Here is a 15,499-nt window from a genome sequence, read left to right on the forward strand (position 1 = left end):
AAATTCTCGATTTTTGCGGAAATCTGGTTGGCATTTTGCCGATTTGGGTTTGCAGCCCTTGCACTGGCCCGCCACGTGAGAGATGCTGGAAAGCTTTGCTGGTGGCGGCTGCTGCCCAGGTGGGCAGGTCATACTTTCAGGAAATCTTCCCGTCCACCGAGCCAGCGGGCCAGATGGCGATCCACGATGTCGGGGGCATGTTGCAGCAGTGCCTGGGCCGTATCGCGCGCTTTTTCCACCAGCCACTGGTCGGTGGCCAGATCGGCGAAACGCAGCATGGCCTCACCGGACTGTCTTGCGCCGAGGAACTCGCCCGGCCCGCGAATATCGAGGTCGCGTCGTGCGATCTCGAAGCCATCGGTCGTCTCGCGCATGGTCGCCAGGCGCTGCTTGGCGGTGCCGCCCAGCGGCCCCTGGTACAGCAGCAGGCACACGCTGGCCGCCGAGCCCCGGCCCACGCGTCCGCGCAACTGGTGCAGCTGCGACAGGCCGAAACGCTCGGCATGTTCGATCACCATCAGCGATGCATTGGGCACGTCCACCCCGACTTCGATGACAGTGGTCGCCACCAGCAGGTGGATGGCACCCCGGCTGAAGCCTTCCATGACGATCTGTTTTTCCACCGGTTTCATGCGGCCGTGTACCAGGCCGATCTGCAGGTCCGGCAGGGCGGCCGAGAGGGCGGCATGAGTGTCGGTCGCAGTCTGCAACTGCAAGGCCTCGGATTCCTCGATGAGCGGGCAGACCCAGTAGATCTGCTTGCCTTCCAGCGCCGCCGCATGCACCCGTTCGATGACTTCATCGCGGCGGTTCTGGTCGATCACGCGGGTGACGATGGGCGAGCGGCCCGGCGGCAATTCATCGATCACCGAGACTTCGAGATCGGCGTAATAAGTCATCGCCAACGTGCGCGGAATGGGGGTGGCCGACATCATCAGCTGGTGCGGCACGGCAGCCGCTTCGCGGTCGGCCGGATTGAAGCTCTTGTTGCGCAGGGCCAGGCGCTGGCCCACGCCGAAGCGGTGTTGCTCATCGACGATCACCAGGCCGAGGTTCTCGAATTGCACCGTGTCCTGGATCAGCGCATGGGTTCCGATGACCAGGCGCGCCGCACCGGATTCGATGTGGGCCAGCGCTTCGGTCTTTTCCTTTTTCTTCTGGCTGCCGGAGAGCCAGGCCACGCCGACATTGAGTGGCTCCATCCAGGCCGCGATCTTGCGGAAATGCTGTTCGGCCAGGATTTCGGTCGGTGCCATCAGCACCGCCTGGCAGCCGCTGTCGATGGCCTGGGCCGCCGCCAGCGCGGCCACCACCGTCTTGCCGCTGCCGACATCGCCCTGCAGCAGGCGCTGCATGGGGAAGGACTGGCGCAGGTCGGCGCGGATCTCCTCCAGTACGCGCTGCTGGGCGCCCGTCAGCTGGAAGGGCAGGATCTTGGTCAGTTCCTCGGTGATGCGCCCGGTGATGGGCAAGGCGCGCGAGGTCTTGGCCCGGCGCGCGGCCTGGGCGCGCTTGAGCGAGAGCTGCTGGGCCAGCAATTCATCGAACTTCATGCGGATCCAGGCAGGATGGGAACGTTCGATCAAGGCATGTTCGTCCACGTCCGGCGGCGGATTGTGCAGCAGCCGCACCGACGGCTCGAAGCCGGCCAGGTTCAGGGTCTCCAGCATCGAAGGCGGCAGCGTATCGCTCCAGTCCAGCCGGCTCATGGCATTGGCGATGGCCTTGCGCAGATAGGCCTGGGAGAGCCCTTCGCCAGCCGGATAGACGGGCGTGAGGACATCGGGCAGCGGCGCGCCTTCGTTGACCACCTTGTAAGAGGGATGGACCATCTCGGCGCCGAAGAAACCATGCCGCAACTCCCCGCGCACCCGCACCCGGGTGCCTTCGGCCAGCTGCTTGGTCTGGCTGCCGTAGAAATTGATGAAGCGCAGGGTCAGTTGCCCGCTGTCGTCGCCCACTGTGACGATCAACTGCCGGCGCGGGCGGAACTGCACGTCGCAGGCAGTGACCACGCCTTCGACCTGCACCGTCTGCAGCCCCCGCATGGAGGCCTCGGCGATGCTCATGAGGGTGGTTTCATCCTCATAGCGCAGCGGCAGGTGCAGCACCAGGTCCATGTCATTGTGCAGGCCCAGCTTGGCCAGCTTGTTTTCGGGCTTGGCGGCGGCCTTGGAGGCGGGTGCGGCCTTTTTCTTCGAGGCCGGCGGGCTGTTTTTCTTCGCGGTAGCGGGCATGCGGTCGGCGTTGGTTGGACGGAGGGCCATAGTGGTTAGCCGCAAGCGCATATGGGAAAAACGCGCAGACAGCGTAAAATAGCGGGTTACGCTATTTTACTGTGAATATTTACAGTATCAATCCCGCCGGCAACAGTTCTTGCCCGGGAACGCCCGGTGCCAGCCCGTCTGCCGCCGCCGCGCGCATCGCCTCCATCATTATTTTGCAAGCCTGTACTCTCGCATGTACTCATTATCCGACTTCGATTTCGAGCTCCCCTCCGAGCTCATCGCCCAGACCCCGCTGGCCGAGCGCAGCGCTTCGCGCCTGCTGCAGGTGCAGGGGGCGCAACTGACCGACCGCCGCTTTGCCGACATCGTCGAGCTGTTGCAGCCCGGCGACCTGCTGGTCTTCAACGATACCCGCGTCATCAAGGCGCGCCTGTTCGGGGTGAAGGAAACCGGCGGCAAGATCGAGGCCTTGGTCGAGCGCATTCTCAATCCGCGCACCGTCCATGCCCAGGTGCGCGCTTCGAAGTCGCCGCCGCCAGGCACCCGCATCCGACTGGCCGATGCCTTCGATGTCACCGTAGGTGAACGTTTCGGCGAGTTCTTCACCCTGCATTTCCCCGCCGATGCCTTCGAACTGCTGGAGCAATACGGCAGCCTGCCACTGCCGCCCTACATCGACCACGAGGCCGATGCCTATGACGAAACGCGCTACCAGACCGTCTACGCCAAGGAACCCGGCGCAGTTGCCGCGCCGACCGCCGGCCTGCACTTCGATGAAGCCCTGCTGCAGCAACTGGCCGCCCGTGGCGTCAAGCAAGCCTTCGTCACCCTGCACGTGGGTGCCGGTACCTTCCAGCCGGTGCGGGTGGAAGACCTGTCGCAGCACAAGATGCACAGCGAGTGGTACACCATCTCGCCCGAGACGGTAGAGGCCGTGCGCGCCACCAAGGCCGCCGGGGGCCGTGTCATCGCGGTGGGGACCACCAGCATGCGCGCCCTGGAGTCCGGCTCGCAGAGCGGTGAGCTCAAGGCTGGCAGCGATGACACGCAACTCTTCATCACGCCCGGTTACACCTTCAAGACCGTCGACCAGCTGGTGACCAACTTCCACCTGCCCAAGTCGACCCTGCTGATGCTGGTGTCGGCCTTTGCCGGCTATGAAAATATTCGCGCGGCCTATGCGCACGCCATTGCACAGCAATACCGTTTCTTCAGCTATGGCGATGCCATGCTGCTGACCCGTACCTGAGAAACCCCGAGAGAACAGAGAACCGCATGCTGGAATTCACCCTGCTGAAAACCGACGGAAAGGCCCGCCGCGGCCGCGTCAAACTGAACCATGGCACCGTCGAGACGCCCATCTTCATGCCGGTGGGCACCTACGGTTCGGTCAAGGCCATGTCGCCGCTGGAACTGAAGGAAATCAACGCCCAGATCATCCTCGGCAATACCTTTCACCTGTGGCTGCGCCCGGGGCTGGAGGTGGTCAGCAAGTTTGGTGGGCTGCACAAGTTCATCGGCTGGGACAAGCCCATCCTGACCGACTCTGGCGGCTTCCAGGTGTTTTCGCTGGGCGAGATGCGCAAGATCACGGAAGAGGGCGTGCACTTTGCTTCACCCATCAACGGTGACCGCCTGTTCCTCTCGCCGGAAATCTCCATGCAGATCCAGCGCGTGCTCAATTCGGACATCGTCATGCAGTTCGACGAATGCACGCCCTACGAGATCGATGGCCGTCCCGCGACGCGTGAAGAAGCCGGCAAATCCATGCGCATGTCGCTGCGCTGGGCCAAGCGTTCCAAGGATGAATTCGATCGCGGCGAAAATCCGAACGCGCTCTTCGGCATCGTCCAGGGCGGCATGTTCGAAGGCCTGCGCGATGAATCGCTGGCTGGCCTGGAAGAACTGGGCTTCGATGGTTTCGCCATCGGCGGCTTGTCGGTGGGCGAGCCCAAGGAAGACATGATGCGTGTGCTGGAACATGTCGGCCCGCGCCTGCCGGCCGACAAGCCGCACTACCTGATGGGCGTGGGTACGCCGGAAGACCTGGTGGAAGGCGTCTCCAACGGCGTGGACATGTTCGACTGCGTCATGCCGACCCGCAATGCGCGCAATGGCTGGATCTTCACGCGCTATGGCGACGTCAAGATCAAGAACGCCAAGTACAAGAACGACGACCGTCCCTTCGACGAGAGCTGCGACTGCTACGCCTGCAAGAACTTCTCGCGCGCCTACCTGCACCACCTGCATCGCGCCGGTGAAATCCTGGGTGCCCGCATGAACACCGTGCACAACCTGCACTACTACCTGCAGCTGATGCAGGAGATGCGCGACGCCATCGACGCCGGCACCTTCCAGGACTTCGTCAAGAAATTCAAGGAAGACCGCGCACGCGGCGTGGACTGATACGCGGCGGCCGGTGCTGCTGCATCAGTGCGGCTGCGCTCCCTGCGCAGCGGGCGCCAGTCGCAGCAGTGCATCCCACAATTGGGACGGCGCCACCGGCTTGTGCAGCATGGGAATGCCGCTCTCGATGGCTTCGCGCAGCCTGGCCGGCGCCGTGTCGCCCGTGATGAGCAGCGCACCGACATGGCGCCGGCTGGCATGCCGCACTGCTGCGATGGCCTCGGTGCCATTGCGGTGCGCACGCAGGCGGTAGTCGCTGATGACCACGTCGAAATCCTGGGTGCGCGCCAGGGTCCGGGCATCTTCCAATCCTTCCACGTCGATGCAATGGCAGCCCCATTGGCCCAATAGTTGCGCCATGCTGTCGCGTACCCGCTGGTCGTCATCGATCAAGAGGATGCGCAGGCCGTGCAAGTCGCGCTGTGCCGTCAGCGCCGCTGCCGGCGTGGCCGCTGGCGCCATCTGCGGCATCACCGCTGCAGGCAGCCGCAGCTTGAAGACGCTCCCGCGTCCTGGCTGCGACTGCACCGTGAGCTGCAAGCCCTGCATCTTCGCCAATCCCTCGGCAATGGCCAGTCCCAGCCCCATGCCCTTGTTGTGATCGCGTTCCGGATTGCCCAGCTGGTGGAACTCTCTGAAGATTTCCTGCTGCTGTTCGGGCGCGATTCCGATACCGGTATCCCACACCTCCAGCCACACCTGGTCGCCGCGATGGCGGCAGGCCATCAGGATGCCGCCCCGCTCGGTGTAGCGGATCGCGTTGGACACCAGGTTGCGCAAGATCAGTTCGGTCAGCCCGGCGTCGGCACTGGCCACGGCCTGGCTTTCCCTGGTGCGGAAGACCAGGCCCTTGGCCTCGGCCTGCGCGGCCATCTCGCGGCTGATGCGATGGAGCAGTGCCTGTACACGGAAAGGCGCGACCTGAGGCGTCACCACGCCCGCTTCGATGCGGGAGTAATCCAGTAGCGTGTGCAGCATGTCGGCGCAATTGTCGGCGGCACTGCGCAGGCGGCCGACCACTTCGCGCTGCATCGGATCGAGCGGCGTATTGGACAGCACTTCGAGGAACAGACCCTGGGCATGGATCGGTTGCCGCAGATCGTGGCTGGCCCCGGCCAGGAAACGCGATTTGGCGGCATTGGCCTGTTCGGCCTGCTGCAGGGCTTGCTGGGTCTTTTCGGATTCGCGCTGCAGGCGCTCGATGAGGGCATTGTTCTCGAAGCGCAGCATGATGGCCGCACGCGCCGCGCGCGCGCTGTTGCGCGCCTGGACCAGCAGCGAAGCCACGTAGAGCAGGGCGGCCACGGCCAGCACTTGCAGCGCATTTTCGTGCGTATGCCAGGCGCTGGCCGCCAGCATGCCCAGCTCCACCAGGCAGAAGGAAACGAAGGCCGGCATCACCGGCGAGAGGATGGACATGGAGTTGCCGGCCACCCCGGCCAGCACGCCAATGAGCAGGATGCTGCCGCCGGGGCTGGCGGTGTCCAGCGCCAGCGGGGCCAGCAGGCCCCAGGCGGCACCATCGATGCCATGCAGCAGCACCAGGCGGCGCGTGACCTGGCCGATATTGGCCGGAGTGATCTCCATGCGCAGCATGCGCCGGGCATCGGCGTAGTCGAACAGTTTGGAGGCGATCACCACGCCGGCCCAGCCCAGCAGCGGCCACAGTCCGGCGCTGCTGCGCAAGGCATAGGCCACCAGCAGCGCCACCAGGATGCCGGGCAAGACTGAGCTGCCCAGGTTGCCGCACAAGAGGCGAACCTGTTCGACCCGCACGCGATGCAGCGTGTCTGCAGCCACCGTGTGGACCGCCGCGCCCTGTAGCGCCGCGCCGGCTTTCATGCGCTAGCTCACCAGCCCGCGCCGGCGTGCGGCGAAGGCGGCTTCGGCCCGGTTGTCCACATCCAGGGCCAGCAGGATGGCCTGAACATGGCCTCGGATGGTGTTTTCGGACAGGTTCAGGCGGCGCCCGATGGCCTTGTTGGTCAGGCCCTGGCTGAGCAGGCCCAGGACCTCGTACTGGCGCGGCGTGAACTGGGGTTTGCCGGCCGCGTCGGCCGCCACCGCAGGCGCCGTCATCGCATGCCCTCCACCGGCCACGTCCAGCAAGACCTGCAGGATATGCTCGGCCGTGGCAGCCTTGGAGACGAAGGCGGCCGCCCCGCGCCGGGTGGCTTCGCGCACGGTCTCGTCGGTATCGTCAGCCGAGAGGATGATGACGGGGACCTGCGGCCACTTGCGTGCCAGCACCGACATGCCGTCGATGCCATTGAGCCCGCCCAGCTGGATATCCAGCAGCACCATGCCGGGGGCCTGGCCGTCGTCCAGGCGCATGGCGTCCTCCAGCGAGGCGGCCTCGGCGATGTTGGCGTGTGGCAAGGCGGCCTGCAGCACCAGCCGCAGGCCGCAACGAAAGAGTGCGTGATCGTCGATGATCAGCAGACGTGAACTCGGCATCTTGGAATCCCTCCCGAAGCCGCATCCGCACAATCGTCAGCGGCTTTCGGAAACTGTTTTTGTTGTGCCGCGATTCTACGCTGTTGTGGGGCAAGGGCGCACGCTGCGATGAGCTGGCAGGTGCTGCTGCTTCAGGCGCCTTCTTCGAGGCAGAGCGTAAAGCGGCTGCCCGCGCCGGGACGGCTTTGCACGGAGATGGTGCCCCCCATCAGGTGAGCCAGCTTCTGGCTCAGGTACAGGCCCTGGCCCATGCCCTCATGCTTGCGCGAGGCGGTGGCATCGAGCTGGGTAAAAGCCCGGAAGAGCTTCTGCTGGTCCTGCTCGCTGATGCCGCAGCCGGTATCGGTCACATCGATCCAGCTGGTGAGGCGCTCGCCCCGGTGCTGCTGGCGCAGCTTGACCTGTACCTGGCCTTGCTCGGTGAACTTGATGGCGTTGCTCACCAGGTTCAGCAGGATTTGCGCCAGGGCGCGGCGGTTGGCATGGATCCGCACTTCGCCCACATAGGGTGCCAGGACCAGTTGCAAGCCCTTCTTGACCGCCGCCGGACGCAGTACCGCCACCGCCTCCTCGATCAGTTCCGAGCAGAGTACGGCTTCCGGGATCAGGTCTTGTTCCTCGGCTTCCATGCGCGAGACATCCAGCAGGCTGGTGATGAGCCCCAGCAAGTGCTGGGCGCTGTCGTGCACCGTCTGCAGCTGCTGCTCCTGGTCGGCGGTCAGCGGCCCGCCCATGCGCGTGAGCAGGATCTCGGTAAAGCCCAGGATGGCGTTCAAGGGCGTGCGCAGCTCGTGCGAAGTGTTGGCCAGGAAGCGGTTGCGCGACTCCACGGCCTCCAGCAAGGCACGGTTCTTCTCGGCCAGGTCCTGCTCGATGCGCTTGCGGTCGCTGATGTCGCGCACGGCGATCATGAGGAAGGTTTCACCCTCGATGACCAGCGGGCTCAGGCTCACGTCGACCGGGAATTCGCTGCCATCGCGTTTCATGCCGCACAGGTCAGGGGTGGTATTGCTGGCCGGCCCGGCCCGGCCCGACAGATAGTTGGCCAGGTTCTGCGCATGCATGGCCAGGAAGCGCTGCGGAATCAGGACATCGATGGCGCGCCCCGTCAGGTCGGCCACTTCCCAGCCGAAGAGTTCGCCCGCGCGGCGATTGACCAGCACCACGCGATCCAATGCGTTGACCACGAGGATGCCGTCGGGCAGCGAATCGTAAAGCCCGTGCACACTGGCGGCGATCAGGCTGATGTCGCGCAGCACGGTGGCCTGGCTGATGTCACGCTTGCAGGAAAGTACGTATTGCGGCTGGCCGCGTTCATCGCGCAACAGCTTGTTGGAGACCGAGAGATGCAGCAGCGAGCCATCCTTGCGGCGGCGGATGGACTGGCATTCGGCATGGCCCAGCGCCACCGTATCGGCGAAGACCCGTTCTTCCTCGGTGCGCCGCTCAGGCGGCACGATGAAATCCGAGAGATGCTGGCCCAGCACCTCTTGGGCGGCGTAACCGAAGATCTGTTCGGCGCAGCGATTCCAGTAGACCACCCCGCCCTGCATGTCCATCAGGACATAGGCATCGGGTGCTTCGCTGAGCAGCAGTTGTTCAAGTTGCTGCATCGCTGTCGCCGACCGCCTCTTGCAGGCGCAGCAGTCTGTCGTGGACCTGGGGCGGCAGGCCTTGCCACAGGCTCCTGGCGCTCAGGTGCATGGTCTGGGTCCAGTCCTGCCAGTCTTCGCCGGCCACCTGATAGAGCTCGGGAAAATCATGCGGCGCCAGTTGCAGGTGCGGCAGCGCCCGGGCGATCTTGGGCAGGGCGGCCTCGGCCATCTGGGGCGTACCGCAGCCTAGCTCGGCCATGGCTGCCGAGAGGTACAGGGTCCAGATGATTTCCAGCGGACGCGGCACCGGCCATTCTTGCGGCACGGGGGGGGCTTCGTAGTGCAGCACGGCGTCGCAGAAGAGTTCCGGAATCTTCCAGTCCTGCATCAGGGCCGCCGCGATGTTGAGGTGGTTGAAGCCGAACAGCGACTGTTCCATCGCCAGTTGACCCGAAGGCTCCAGAGGGCGCGTGAGCAGAGACGAATAGCCGGCCGGATGGGCCGAGGCCAGGGTCAGCCGGCCGATGTTGGCCAACAGACCCGTGGTGAACATTTCCCCCAGGGGCGCCACGCGCGTGTGGCTGCTGATGGCCTGGGCGCTGCAGGCCATGGCGAAGCTGTGCGCCCAGAAGGCCGGCAGCTTGAAATTCACGCAGGAGGCGGGAGCGGTGGTCTCCGCCAGCGACAGCGCCAGGGCAAGCTGGCGCACGGCTTGCAGGCCGACCAGCAGCATGCTGTCCATGCTGACCGAGGCGATCGGGCGCACGCGGTCGGCATTGAGTACGTTGACGATGCGGATGATGCGTCCGGACAGGGCCGGGTCGCCCTGCACCAGATGGATCAGTTCATGCATGTCGGGATCATCCTGCGCACACATGCGCATGATGGTCAGGCGCACCCCACCTGGCGAGGGCAGGGCTTGTGCGCTCCTGAGCTTCTCGAACAGGGTGGGTTCAACAAAGGTAAGCATCATTTGCTGTCCTGGTTGCGGTTGTAGATATCGACCACTTCCTCCCATCCGGCAAAGAAGGCCTCTACACAGCGTGGATCGAAGTGGCTGCCAGCATTGTCTCGCAGATAATGGGCGGCGTCTTCCAGGCTCCAGCCTTTTTTGTAAGGACGCGAGGAGGTCAGCGCGTCGAACACGTCGGCCACCGCCACGATGCGCCCATAGAGCGGGATATCTTCACCCTTGAGCGCGTTGGGATAGCCGCTGCCATCCCATTTTTCGTGATGGGTCTCGGCGATCCGGGAGGCTGTCTGCAGCAGTGCTGACGGGCTTGCGCGCAGGATGTCGGCACCGATCTGGGCGTGCAGCCGCATGACCTTCAGTTCTTCCTCGTCCAGCCGTCCGGGCTTGAGCAGGATGTGGTCGGGAATGCCCATCTTGCCGATGTCATGCATGGGGGAGGCGGCCAGCAGCAGGTCCTGCTCCTCCTTGGGCAAGCCCAGACGGGCGGCGATGATGCGGGTGTAGTTGGACATGCGCACCAGGTGTTCGCCGGTCTCCGGATCCCGGTAGCCGGCCGCGCGCGAGAGCAGGTCCACTGAATGGAGCGCCAGGCTGCTGCTCTGCTGCTCCTTCTGTTCCACTTCTTCAGAGAGGTCCTCGATCTTCTGGCTCATGGCCAGCTGCGACTTGCGCATGGCCAGCATGTTCTTTACGCGCGCCAGCAATTCCACCCGGTTCACCGGTTTGGAGAGAAAGTCATTGGCCGTCATCTGCAGCGCCTTGTGGCGTACCTGCAGGCCCATGTCGGCGGTGATCATGATGACCGGCGTCATTTCCTGGCCCGGCATGGCGCGAAAACGCGAGAGGAAATCCAGGCCATCCATGCCCGGCATCATGTAGTCCAGCAGGATCAGGTCGGGATCGTGGCTGCCACACCAGTCCAGCGCTTCAAAGGCGTCCGGGCAGGTGCTGATGCTGGTGTCCGGCAGTTGCGCCAGCATGTGCGTGAATAGCGACAGATTGGTCTTGTCGTCGTCGACGATCAGAATTTTCATGTGTTCCCCCGGCCCCTCTCTTGTATGTGTTCTCGCAGGGCCGCGAAGGCGCGTGCGCACTCCTCGGCCAGCGTGCGGACTTGGGCCAGGTCACCCTGGCGCGCCGCGATTTCCATCTGTCGCCCCGTCTCGCCCAGCGCCTGGATGCCTAGGTTCAGGCAACTGCCCGCCAGCCGGTGGCCCAGTGCCTGGATCTCTCCCAGCAGCGGATCAGCGGCCTGGCAGTGCCGCGCCAGTTCGTCCATCACCGGCGTGGTGTGCTCGAGGAACATGTCCAGCATTTCGCCAGCCAACGCGGTGTCGTCGCCGAAGAGTTCCTGCAGGCGGCTCTCGTCGAGCACCACCGGCGCTGCGTCGGCAGCGCCTTGCTCAGGCTGTGCGGCCGGCAGGTAGTGCTCCAGCATCGCCGCCAGTTGCGAGCGCAGCAAGGGCTTGGTCAGATAGTCGTCCATACCCGCCTCCAGGCATTGTTCGCGGTCGCCGGCCATGGCATTGGCGGTCATCGCGACGATGGGGGTATGGGCCAGCTCGCCCTGCAGGCGCCGGATGCGGCGCGTGGTTTCGTAGCCATCGAGCACCGGCATCTGGCAATCCATCAGGATCAGCGCATAAGTGCGCTGCGCCAGCTTTTCCAGCGCCTCCGCACCGTTGGAGGCGATATCGACCGCGTAGCCCATGGCATTGAGCTGGTACACCGCCACCTTCTGGTTCATTACGTTGTCTTCCACCAGCAGGAGTCCGTACTGTTCCTGCTGCCCCTTTTTCTCCTTCTGCGAGGGCCCCCTGACCAGGCGAATGGAGGGGGCCTCTGTTGGCACCGCTGCCTTCTCCGCCGGCAGGAGATGGACCGCACGCAGCAGCTGTTGCTTGCGCAGCGGCAACTGCAGTGCTGCCGAAGTTGATGCTCCGTCTATATTAAGGCCGTGTACGCCGTGGTCAAGCAGCACGCACGTGACTGCCGGTCTCTCGGCGTGCATGCGCGCCAGCACCGCCGCCGGCGGCACATCGCGGATCTCGCTGCTGACGATGAGGGTATCGATGCCGCTGGCCGTGGCCGCCGGGCCGGTGAGGGCCGCCAGGGCATCGCTGGCGCTGCTGTAGCGCACCGTCTCCACTCCGGCCGCGCGCAGGTATTCGTGCAGCATGGCGGCACTGGCGTCATGCGTTTCGAGCAGGGCCACCTGTCGTTTTTTGGCTGCATGCGCACTTGTGGCGAACTGCGCAGGTTGCGCCACGGGAATGCCCAGCTCGAACCAGAAGCAGGAACCGTTGCCGGGCGTGCTCTCCACCCCGATCTGGCCGCCCATCAGTTCGACCAGTCGCCTGCAGATCGACAGGCCCAGGCCGGTGCCGCCGTACTGGCGCGTGACCGAATTGTCGGCCTGTGAAAACGGGGAAAACAGCCGGCGCAGCGTATCGTCATCCATGCCGATGCCACTGTCGCGGACCTCGAAATGCACCCGGCAGTGGTCCCCGGAGACGTGCAGCGCCTGTACGCGCAGCAGCACTTCACCCACATGGGTGAACTTGAGCGCATTGCCCAGCAGGTTCAGGAGGATCTGGCGGATGCGGCCGGGGTCGCCCAGCAGCCGCAGCGGCAGGCGCGGATCGACATGGGCCAGCAAGCGCACGTGTTTCTCGCGGGCCTTGAAGGAGAGCGCTTCGGCGCTGGCCTCCACCACTTCCAGCAGATCGAACTCGACCACGGCGATATCCATCTTGCCGACGTCGATCTTGGAAAAATCCAGGACGTCATTGACGATGCCCAGCAAGGCATGGGCCGAATCCTCGATCGCCTTGGCGAACTCGGCCTGCTGCGTATCCAGGCGCGTGCTGCGCAACAGGCCGGCCATGCCCAGCACCGCATTCATGGGGGTGCGGATTTCATGGCTCATGGTGGAGAGGAAGGCGCCGCGCGTGAGCATGGCCTGGTCGGCTGCCTCCTTGGCCAGTACCAGGCTGCGTGCAGCGCGCTGGTTGTCGCGCAGCAGGCGCATCAGGATCAGCGCGCGCACCAGCCACAGCGCCAGCAACCCCAGGATCAGCCAGGCGGGCAGGTCGGTCTGCCACAGCGCGGCCACCGTCAGTACGGCAAAGCCGGCCTCGGCCAGCGCGAGCAGCAGGCGCCCGTCGCGCCGGTGTTGCTGCGTCTGGCTTGGGGTGTGGCCTGGCATCACGAATTTGTCTCCATCATTCCCGACTCCGGTTGATCTGCACGCTAGCGCAAGGAAAGCGCCGGCGTCATGATTGAAATCAATTATAACGAATCGACAAGGAAATCGCTAAAACTGTTTTATTTGCTTCTGAAGATTCCGCACGTCTGTGGTCAAAATACGGCAGAAAACGGAGTTGTTTCTTAAGCAATATCGGGTTTTGATAAATATACAGAGGACAATCCAAGCGTTTTTATATTTGCCAGTGCGAGCAATATTATTATTTTTACTGTTTAAATTAAGTTTATTGATTTATTCGATTAATTTATTTATAGTGACAGTACGCAAAAAATATGCAGTGGCCAACATCAAAGGAGCCTGCAAGATGAATACCCCTCTCTGCGCGGTGCGCACCCGGCTAGCCCGCCCTGATCTGCTGCGCGCGATCGCTGCGTTGCTTCTGCTGACGCTGGGCTGCTGGGGCTGGCCGCACCTGCACGCGGCAACCACGGCCAGGCTGGCCATCTCGGTACTGGTGGCCACGCGCTGCAATGTGGTGGTCAACGTCATCAATGGCATCGCTGCCGTTTCCAACACCTGCGGTGCGGTGGCAGCGGGCAGTCCCGACGGCCGTGCCTTGCTGCTGGTGAACCAGCAGGAGCGTTCGGTGGTGGTGGTCTACTGAAACGGACGAGTAGCGGCTGCTCTCACAGGCCCGCCAGCGAAGTCAGCGAGGCCGCCAGCACAGCCAGCAGCACTACCGCCCAAGACGGCCACTTGCGCCAGACCAGTGCCGCGAAGGCCACCCCGGCGATGAGCAGGTCACGTACGCTGAAGATGGCGCTGGTCCACACCGGCTGGTAGAGCGCCGCCAGCAGCAATCCCACCACTGCGGCATTGACGCCCGCCAGTACCGCCTGCATCGCCCCCTGGCGGCGCACGCCATCCCAGAACGGCAACAGCCCGGTCACCAGCAGGAAGGACGGCGCAAAGATGGCCAGCAGGCACAGCAGGCCACCGGCCACGCCATTGGGCCAGGCGGCCATCACCACCCCCAGATAAGCCGCCAGCGTGAAGAGCGGGCCGGGGATGGCCTGGGCCGCGCCATAACCGGCCAGGAAGACGTCCTTGTTCACCCAACCCGTGGGCACCAGTTCGGCCTGCAACAAGGGCAGCACCACATGGCCGCCGCCGAAGACCAGAGAGCCGACGCGATAGAAGATGTTGATCTGCTGCAGCCACGCCGCCGGATAGACTGCGGCCAGCAGCGGAATGCCCGCCAGCAGGACGAAGAACAGCAGCAGGCAGGCGCGCCCCGTGCGGCGGCTGACCACCAGCGGCAGATGTTCCTGCAGCGCGACCTGCGGGCCGTGCAGCAGCAGCCGTCCGGCCAGGCCGGCGGCCACGATCACCCCCAGCTGCACCAGGCTGCCCTGCAGCTGCCAGGCCGCCAGTGCGGCCAGCGCCATGATGGCCAGGCGCACCGGGCCACGGCACAGCGTCTGCGCCATCCCCCACACGGCCTGCGCCACGATGGCCACGGCCACGATCTTCAAGCCGTGCACCACCTCGCCGGAGAGCCAGTGTGCATCCTCCAGCACCGACAAGGCCGCCACCATCAGCAGCAGCGCCGAGGGCAGCGTAAAGCCCAGCCAGGCCGCCAGCGCACCGCGATAGCCGCCCCGGATCAGGCCGATGGCCAGCCCGACCTGGCTGCTGGAGGGGCCGGGCAGGAACTGGCACATGGCCACCAGGTCGGCATAGGTCTGTTCGGACAGCCAGCGCCGCCGCGCTACGAATTCATGGCGGAAATAGCCCAGATGGGCGGCCGGCCCGCCAAAGGAGGTCAGCCCCAGCCGCAGGAAGACCAGAAAAATCGCCCACGCCGGCTGGCGCGGGGCGGTAGGCAAGACAGTGGCGGCGGATTCAGGAGCGGGGGAAGCTGGCATGCGGTGTCGGATCGGATTGGGCGCGCGGGGCAGGGGGGCAGCGCGCCGCCTATATTAGTGGCGGCTTGGGGGCGAAATGAAGCTTTTTTCATGCGCCCTCCCATTTCATGGGGGGCGCAGCGATTTTTCTGTCGCCGCAGGTGACAAAAAAGCCCGATTTTGCCCGGTTCCCCCTTGATCTGCGGCAATGCATCCCGATTTGGCGGTTTGGTGCCTGCGCAGTGCTAGAATGCAGGGCTATTTTTCAATCAACATTGGAGCCTCACGTGTTTATTTCCGACGCATACGCGCAAACGGCCGCAGCAGCCCCTGGTGGCGTGATGGGCAATCTGGCCAGTTTCCTGCCGATCATCCTGATGTTCGTGGTCCTGTACTTCCTGATGATCCGCCCGCAGATGAAGCGTCAGAAAGAACAGAAAGCCATGATGGACGCACTGGGCAAGGGCGACGAAGTGGTCACCTCCGGTGGTCTGCTGGGCCGCATCACCAAGGTGGCCGATGGCTACATCACCATCGAAGTCTCCGAAGGCACCGAAGTCATCGTGCAAAAGGGCGCTGTCACCACCTTGCTGCCCAAGGGCACCATCAAGGGCCTGTAATCGGCCTCACCGGTTGGCCGGCCAGAACCGGCGAACCCATGGGCGCATCACTGATGCGCCCATGTCGTTAGAACGGCGCGCAGAAACTTCCGGTTCCTGGCGCCG

12 protein-coding genes are annotated in these 15,499 nt (G+C 64.4%); 4 read left to right on the forward strand and 8 right to left on the reverse strand.

Annotated features, from left to right (window positions below; translation table 11 throughout):
- Positions 1-128 precede the first annotated feature (128 nt).
- Complete coding sequence (gene recG, locus ACLRDN_RS05785; RefSeq protein ID WP_413460351.1) at positions 129-2,237, reverse strand: ATP-dependent DNA helicase RecG; 2,109 nt, start codon at positions 2,235-2,237, stop codon at positions 129-131.
- A gap of 223 nt (positions 2,238-2,460) precedes the next feature.
- Here recG and queA point away from each other — a divergent pair, with 223 nt between their 5' ends.
- Both queA and tgt read left to right on the forward strand, forming a co-directional pair.
- Positions 2,461-3,477 (forward strand): tRNA preQ1(34) S-adenosylmethionine ribosyltransferase-isomerase QueA, encoded by a 1,017-nt coding sequence (queA, locus tag ACLRDN_RS05790; protein WP_413459349.1) that lies wholly within the window; start codon positions 2,461-2,463, stop codon positions 3,475-3,477.
- 26 nt (positions 3,478-3,503) lie between these two features.
- Complete coding sequence (gene tgt, locus ACLRDN_RS05795) at positions 3,504-4,634, forward strand: tRNA guanosine(34) transglycosylase Tgt (protein WP_039788974.1); 1,131 nt, start codon at positions 3,504-3,506, stop codon at positions 4,632-4,634.
- Positions 4,635-4,658: 24 nt separating this feature from the next.
- Here the strand turns inward: tgt and ACLRDN_RS05800 are convergent, their stop codons facing one another.
- The 6 genes from ACLRDN_RS05800 to ACLRDN_RS05825 form a co-directional block, all read right to left on the reverse strand.
- A complete protein-coding gene (locus ACLRDN_RS05800) occupies positions 4,659-6,476 on the reverse strand; it encodes a hybrid sensor histidine kinase/response regulator (RefSeq protein ID WP_413459350.1) in 1,818 nt (605 codons plus the stop codon).
- A gap of 3 nt (positions 6,477-6,479) precedes the next feature.
- On the reverse strand, positions 6,480-7,091 hold the full coding sequence (locus ACLRDN_RS05805; protein WP_413459351.1) for a response regulator: 612 nt from the start codon (positions 7,089-7,091) through the stop codon (positions 6,480-6,482).
- Between the two features lie 131 nt (positions 7,092-7,222).
- Complete coding sequence (locus ACLRDN_RS05810; protein WP_413459352.1) at positions 7,223-8,704, reverse strand: PAS domain-containing sensor histidine kinase; 1,482 nt, start codon at positions 8,702-8,704, stop codon at positions 7,223-7,225.
- Positions 8,691-9,659, reverse strand: coding sequence for an HDOD domain-containing protein (locus ACLRDN_RS05815; RefSeq protein ID WP_413459353.1), 969 nt, complete (start codon positions 9,657-9,659; stop codon positions 8,691-8,693). The genes ACLRDN_RS05810 and ACLRDN_RS05815 overlap by 14 nt, the downstream gene beginning before the upstream one ends.
- The gene (locus ACLRDN_RS05820; protein WP_413459354.1) at positions 9,656-10,693 is read right to left on the reverse strand and encodes an HD domain-containing phosphohydrolase; all 1,038 of its coding nucleotides are present in this window, start codon (positions 10,691-10,693) and stop codon (positions 9,656-9,658) included. Before ACLRDN_RS05820 ends, ACLRDN_RS05815 begins: the two co-directional genes overlap by 4 nt.
- Positions 10,690-12,867, reverse strand: a complete 2,178-nt coding sequence (locus ACLRDN_RS05825; protein WP_413459355.1) for an ATP-binding protein — start codon at positions 12,865-12,867, stop codon at positions 10,690-10,692. The genes ACLRDN_RS05820 and ACLRDN_RS05825 overlap by 4 nt, the downstream gene beginning before the upstream one ends.
- A 364-nt stretch (positions 12,868-13,231) precedes the next feature.
- Here ACLRDN_RS05825 and ACLRDN_RS05830 point away from each other — a divergent pair, with 364 nt between their 5' ends.
- Positions 13,232-13,531: a hypothetical protein gene (locus ACLRDN_RS05830; protein ID WP_413459356.1), complete on the forward strand. Its 300-nt coding sequence runs from the start codon at positions 13,232-13,234 to the stop codon at positions 13,529-13,531.
- 22 nt (positions 13,532-13,553) lie between these two features.
- Here the strand turns inward: ACLRDN_RS05830 and chrA are convergent, their stop codons facing one another.
- Positions 13,554-14,795 (reverse strand): chromate efflux transporter, encoded by a 1,242-nt coding sequence (gene chrA, locus ACLRDN_RS05835; RefSeq protein ID WP_413459357.1) that lies wholly within the window; start codon positions 14,793-14,795, stop codon positions 13,554-13,556.
- A gap of 266 nt (positions 14,796-15,061) precedes the next feature.
- Here chrA and yajC point away from each other — a divergent pair, with 266 nt between their 5' ends.
- On the forward strand, positions 15,062-15,394 hold the full coding sequence (yajC, locus tag ACLRDN_RS05840) for a preprotein translocase subunit YajC (RefSeq protein ID WP_039788960.1): 333 nt from the start codon (positions 15,062-15,064) through the stop codon (positions 15,392-15,394).
- Positions 15,395-15,499: the final 105 nt, after the last annotated feature.

Source organism: Herbaspirillum huttiense, assembly GCF_047300815.1.
Lineage (GTDB): Bacteria > Pseudomonadota > Gammaproteobacteria > Burkholderiales > Burkholderiaceae_D > Herbaspirillum > Herbaspirillum huttiense_A.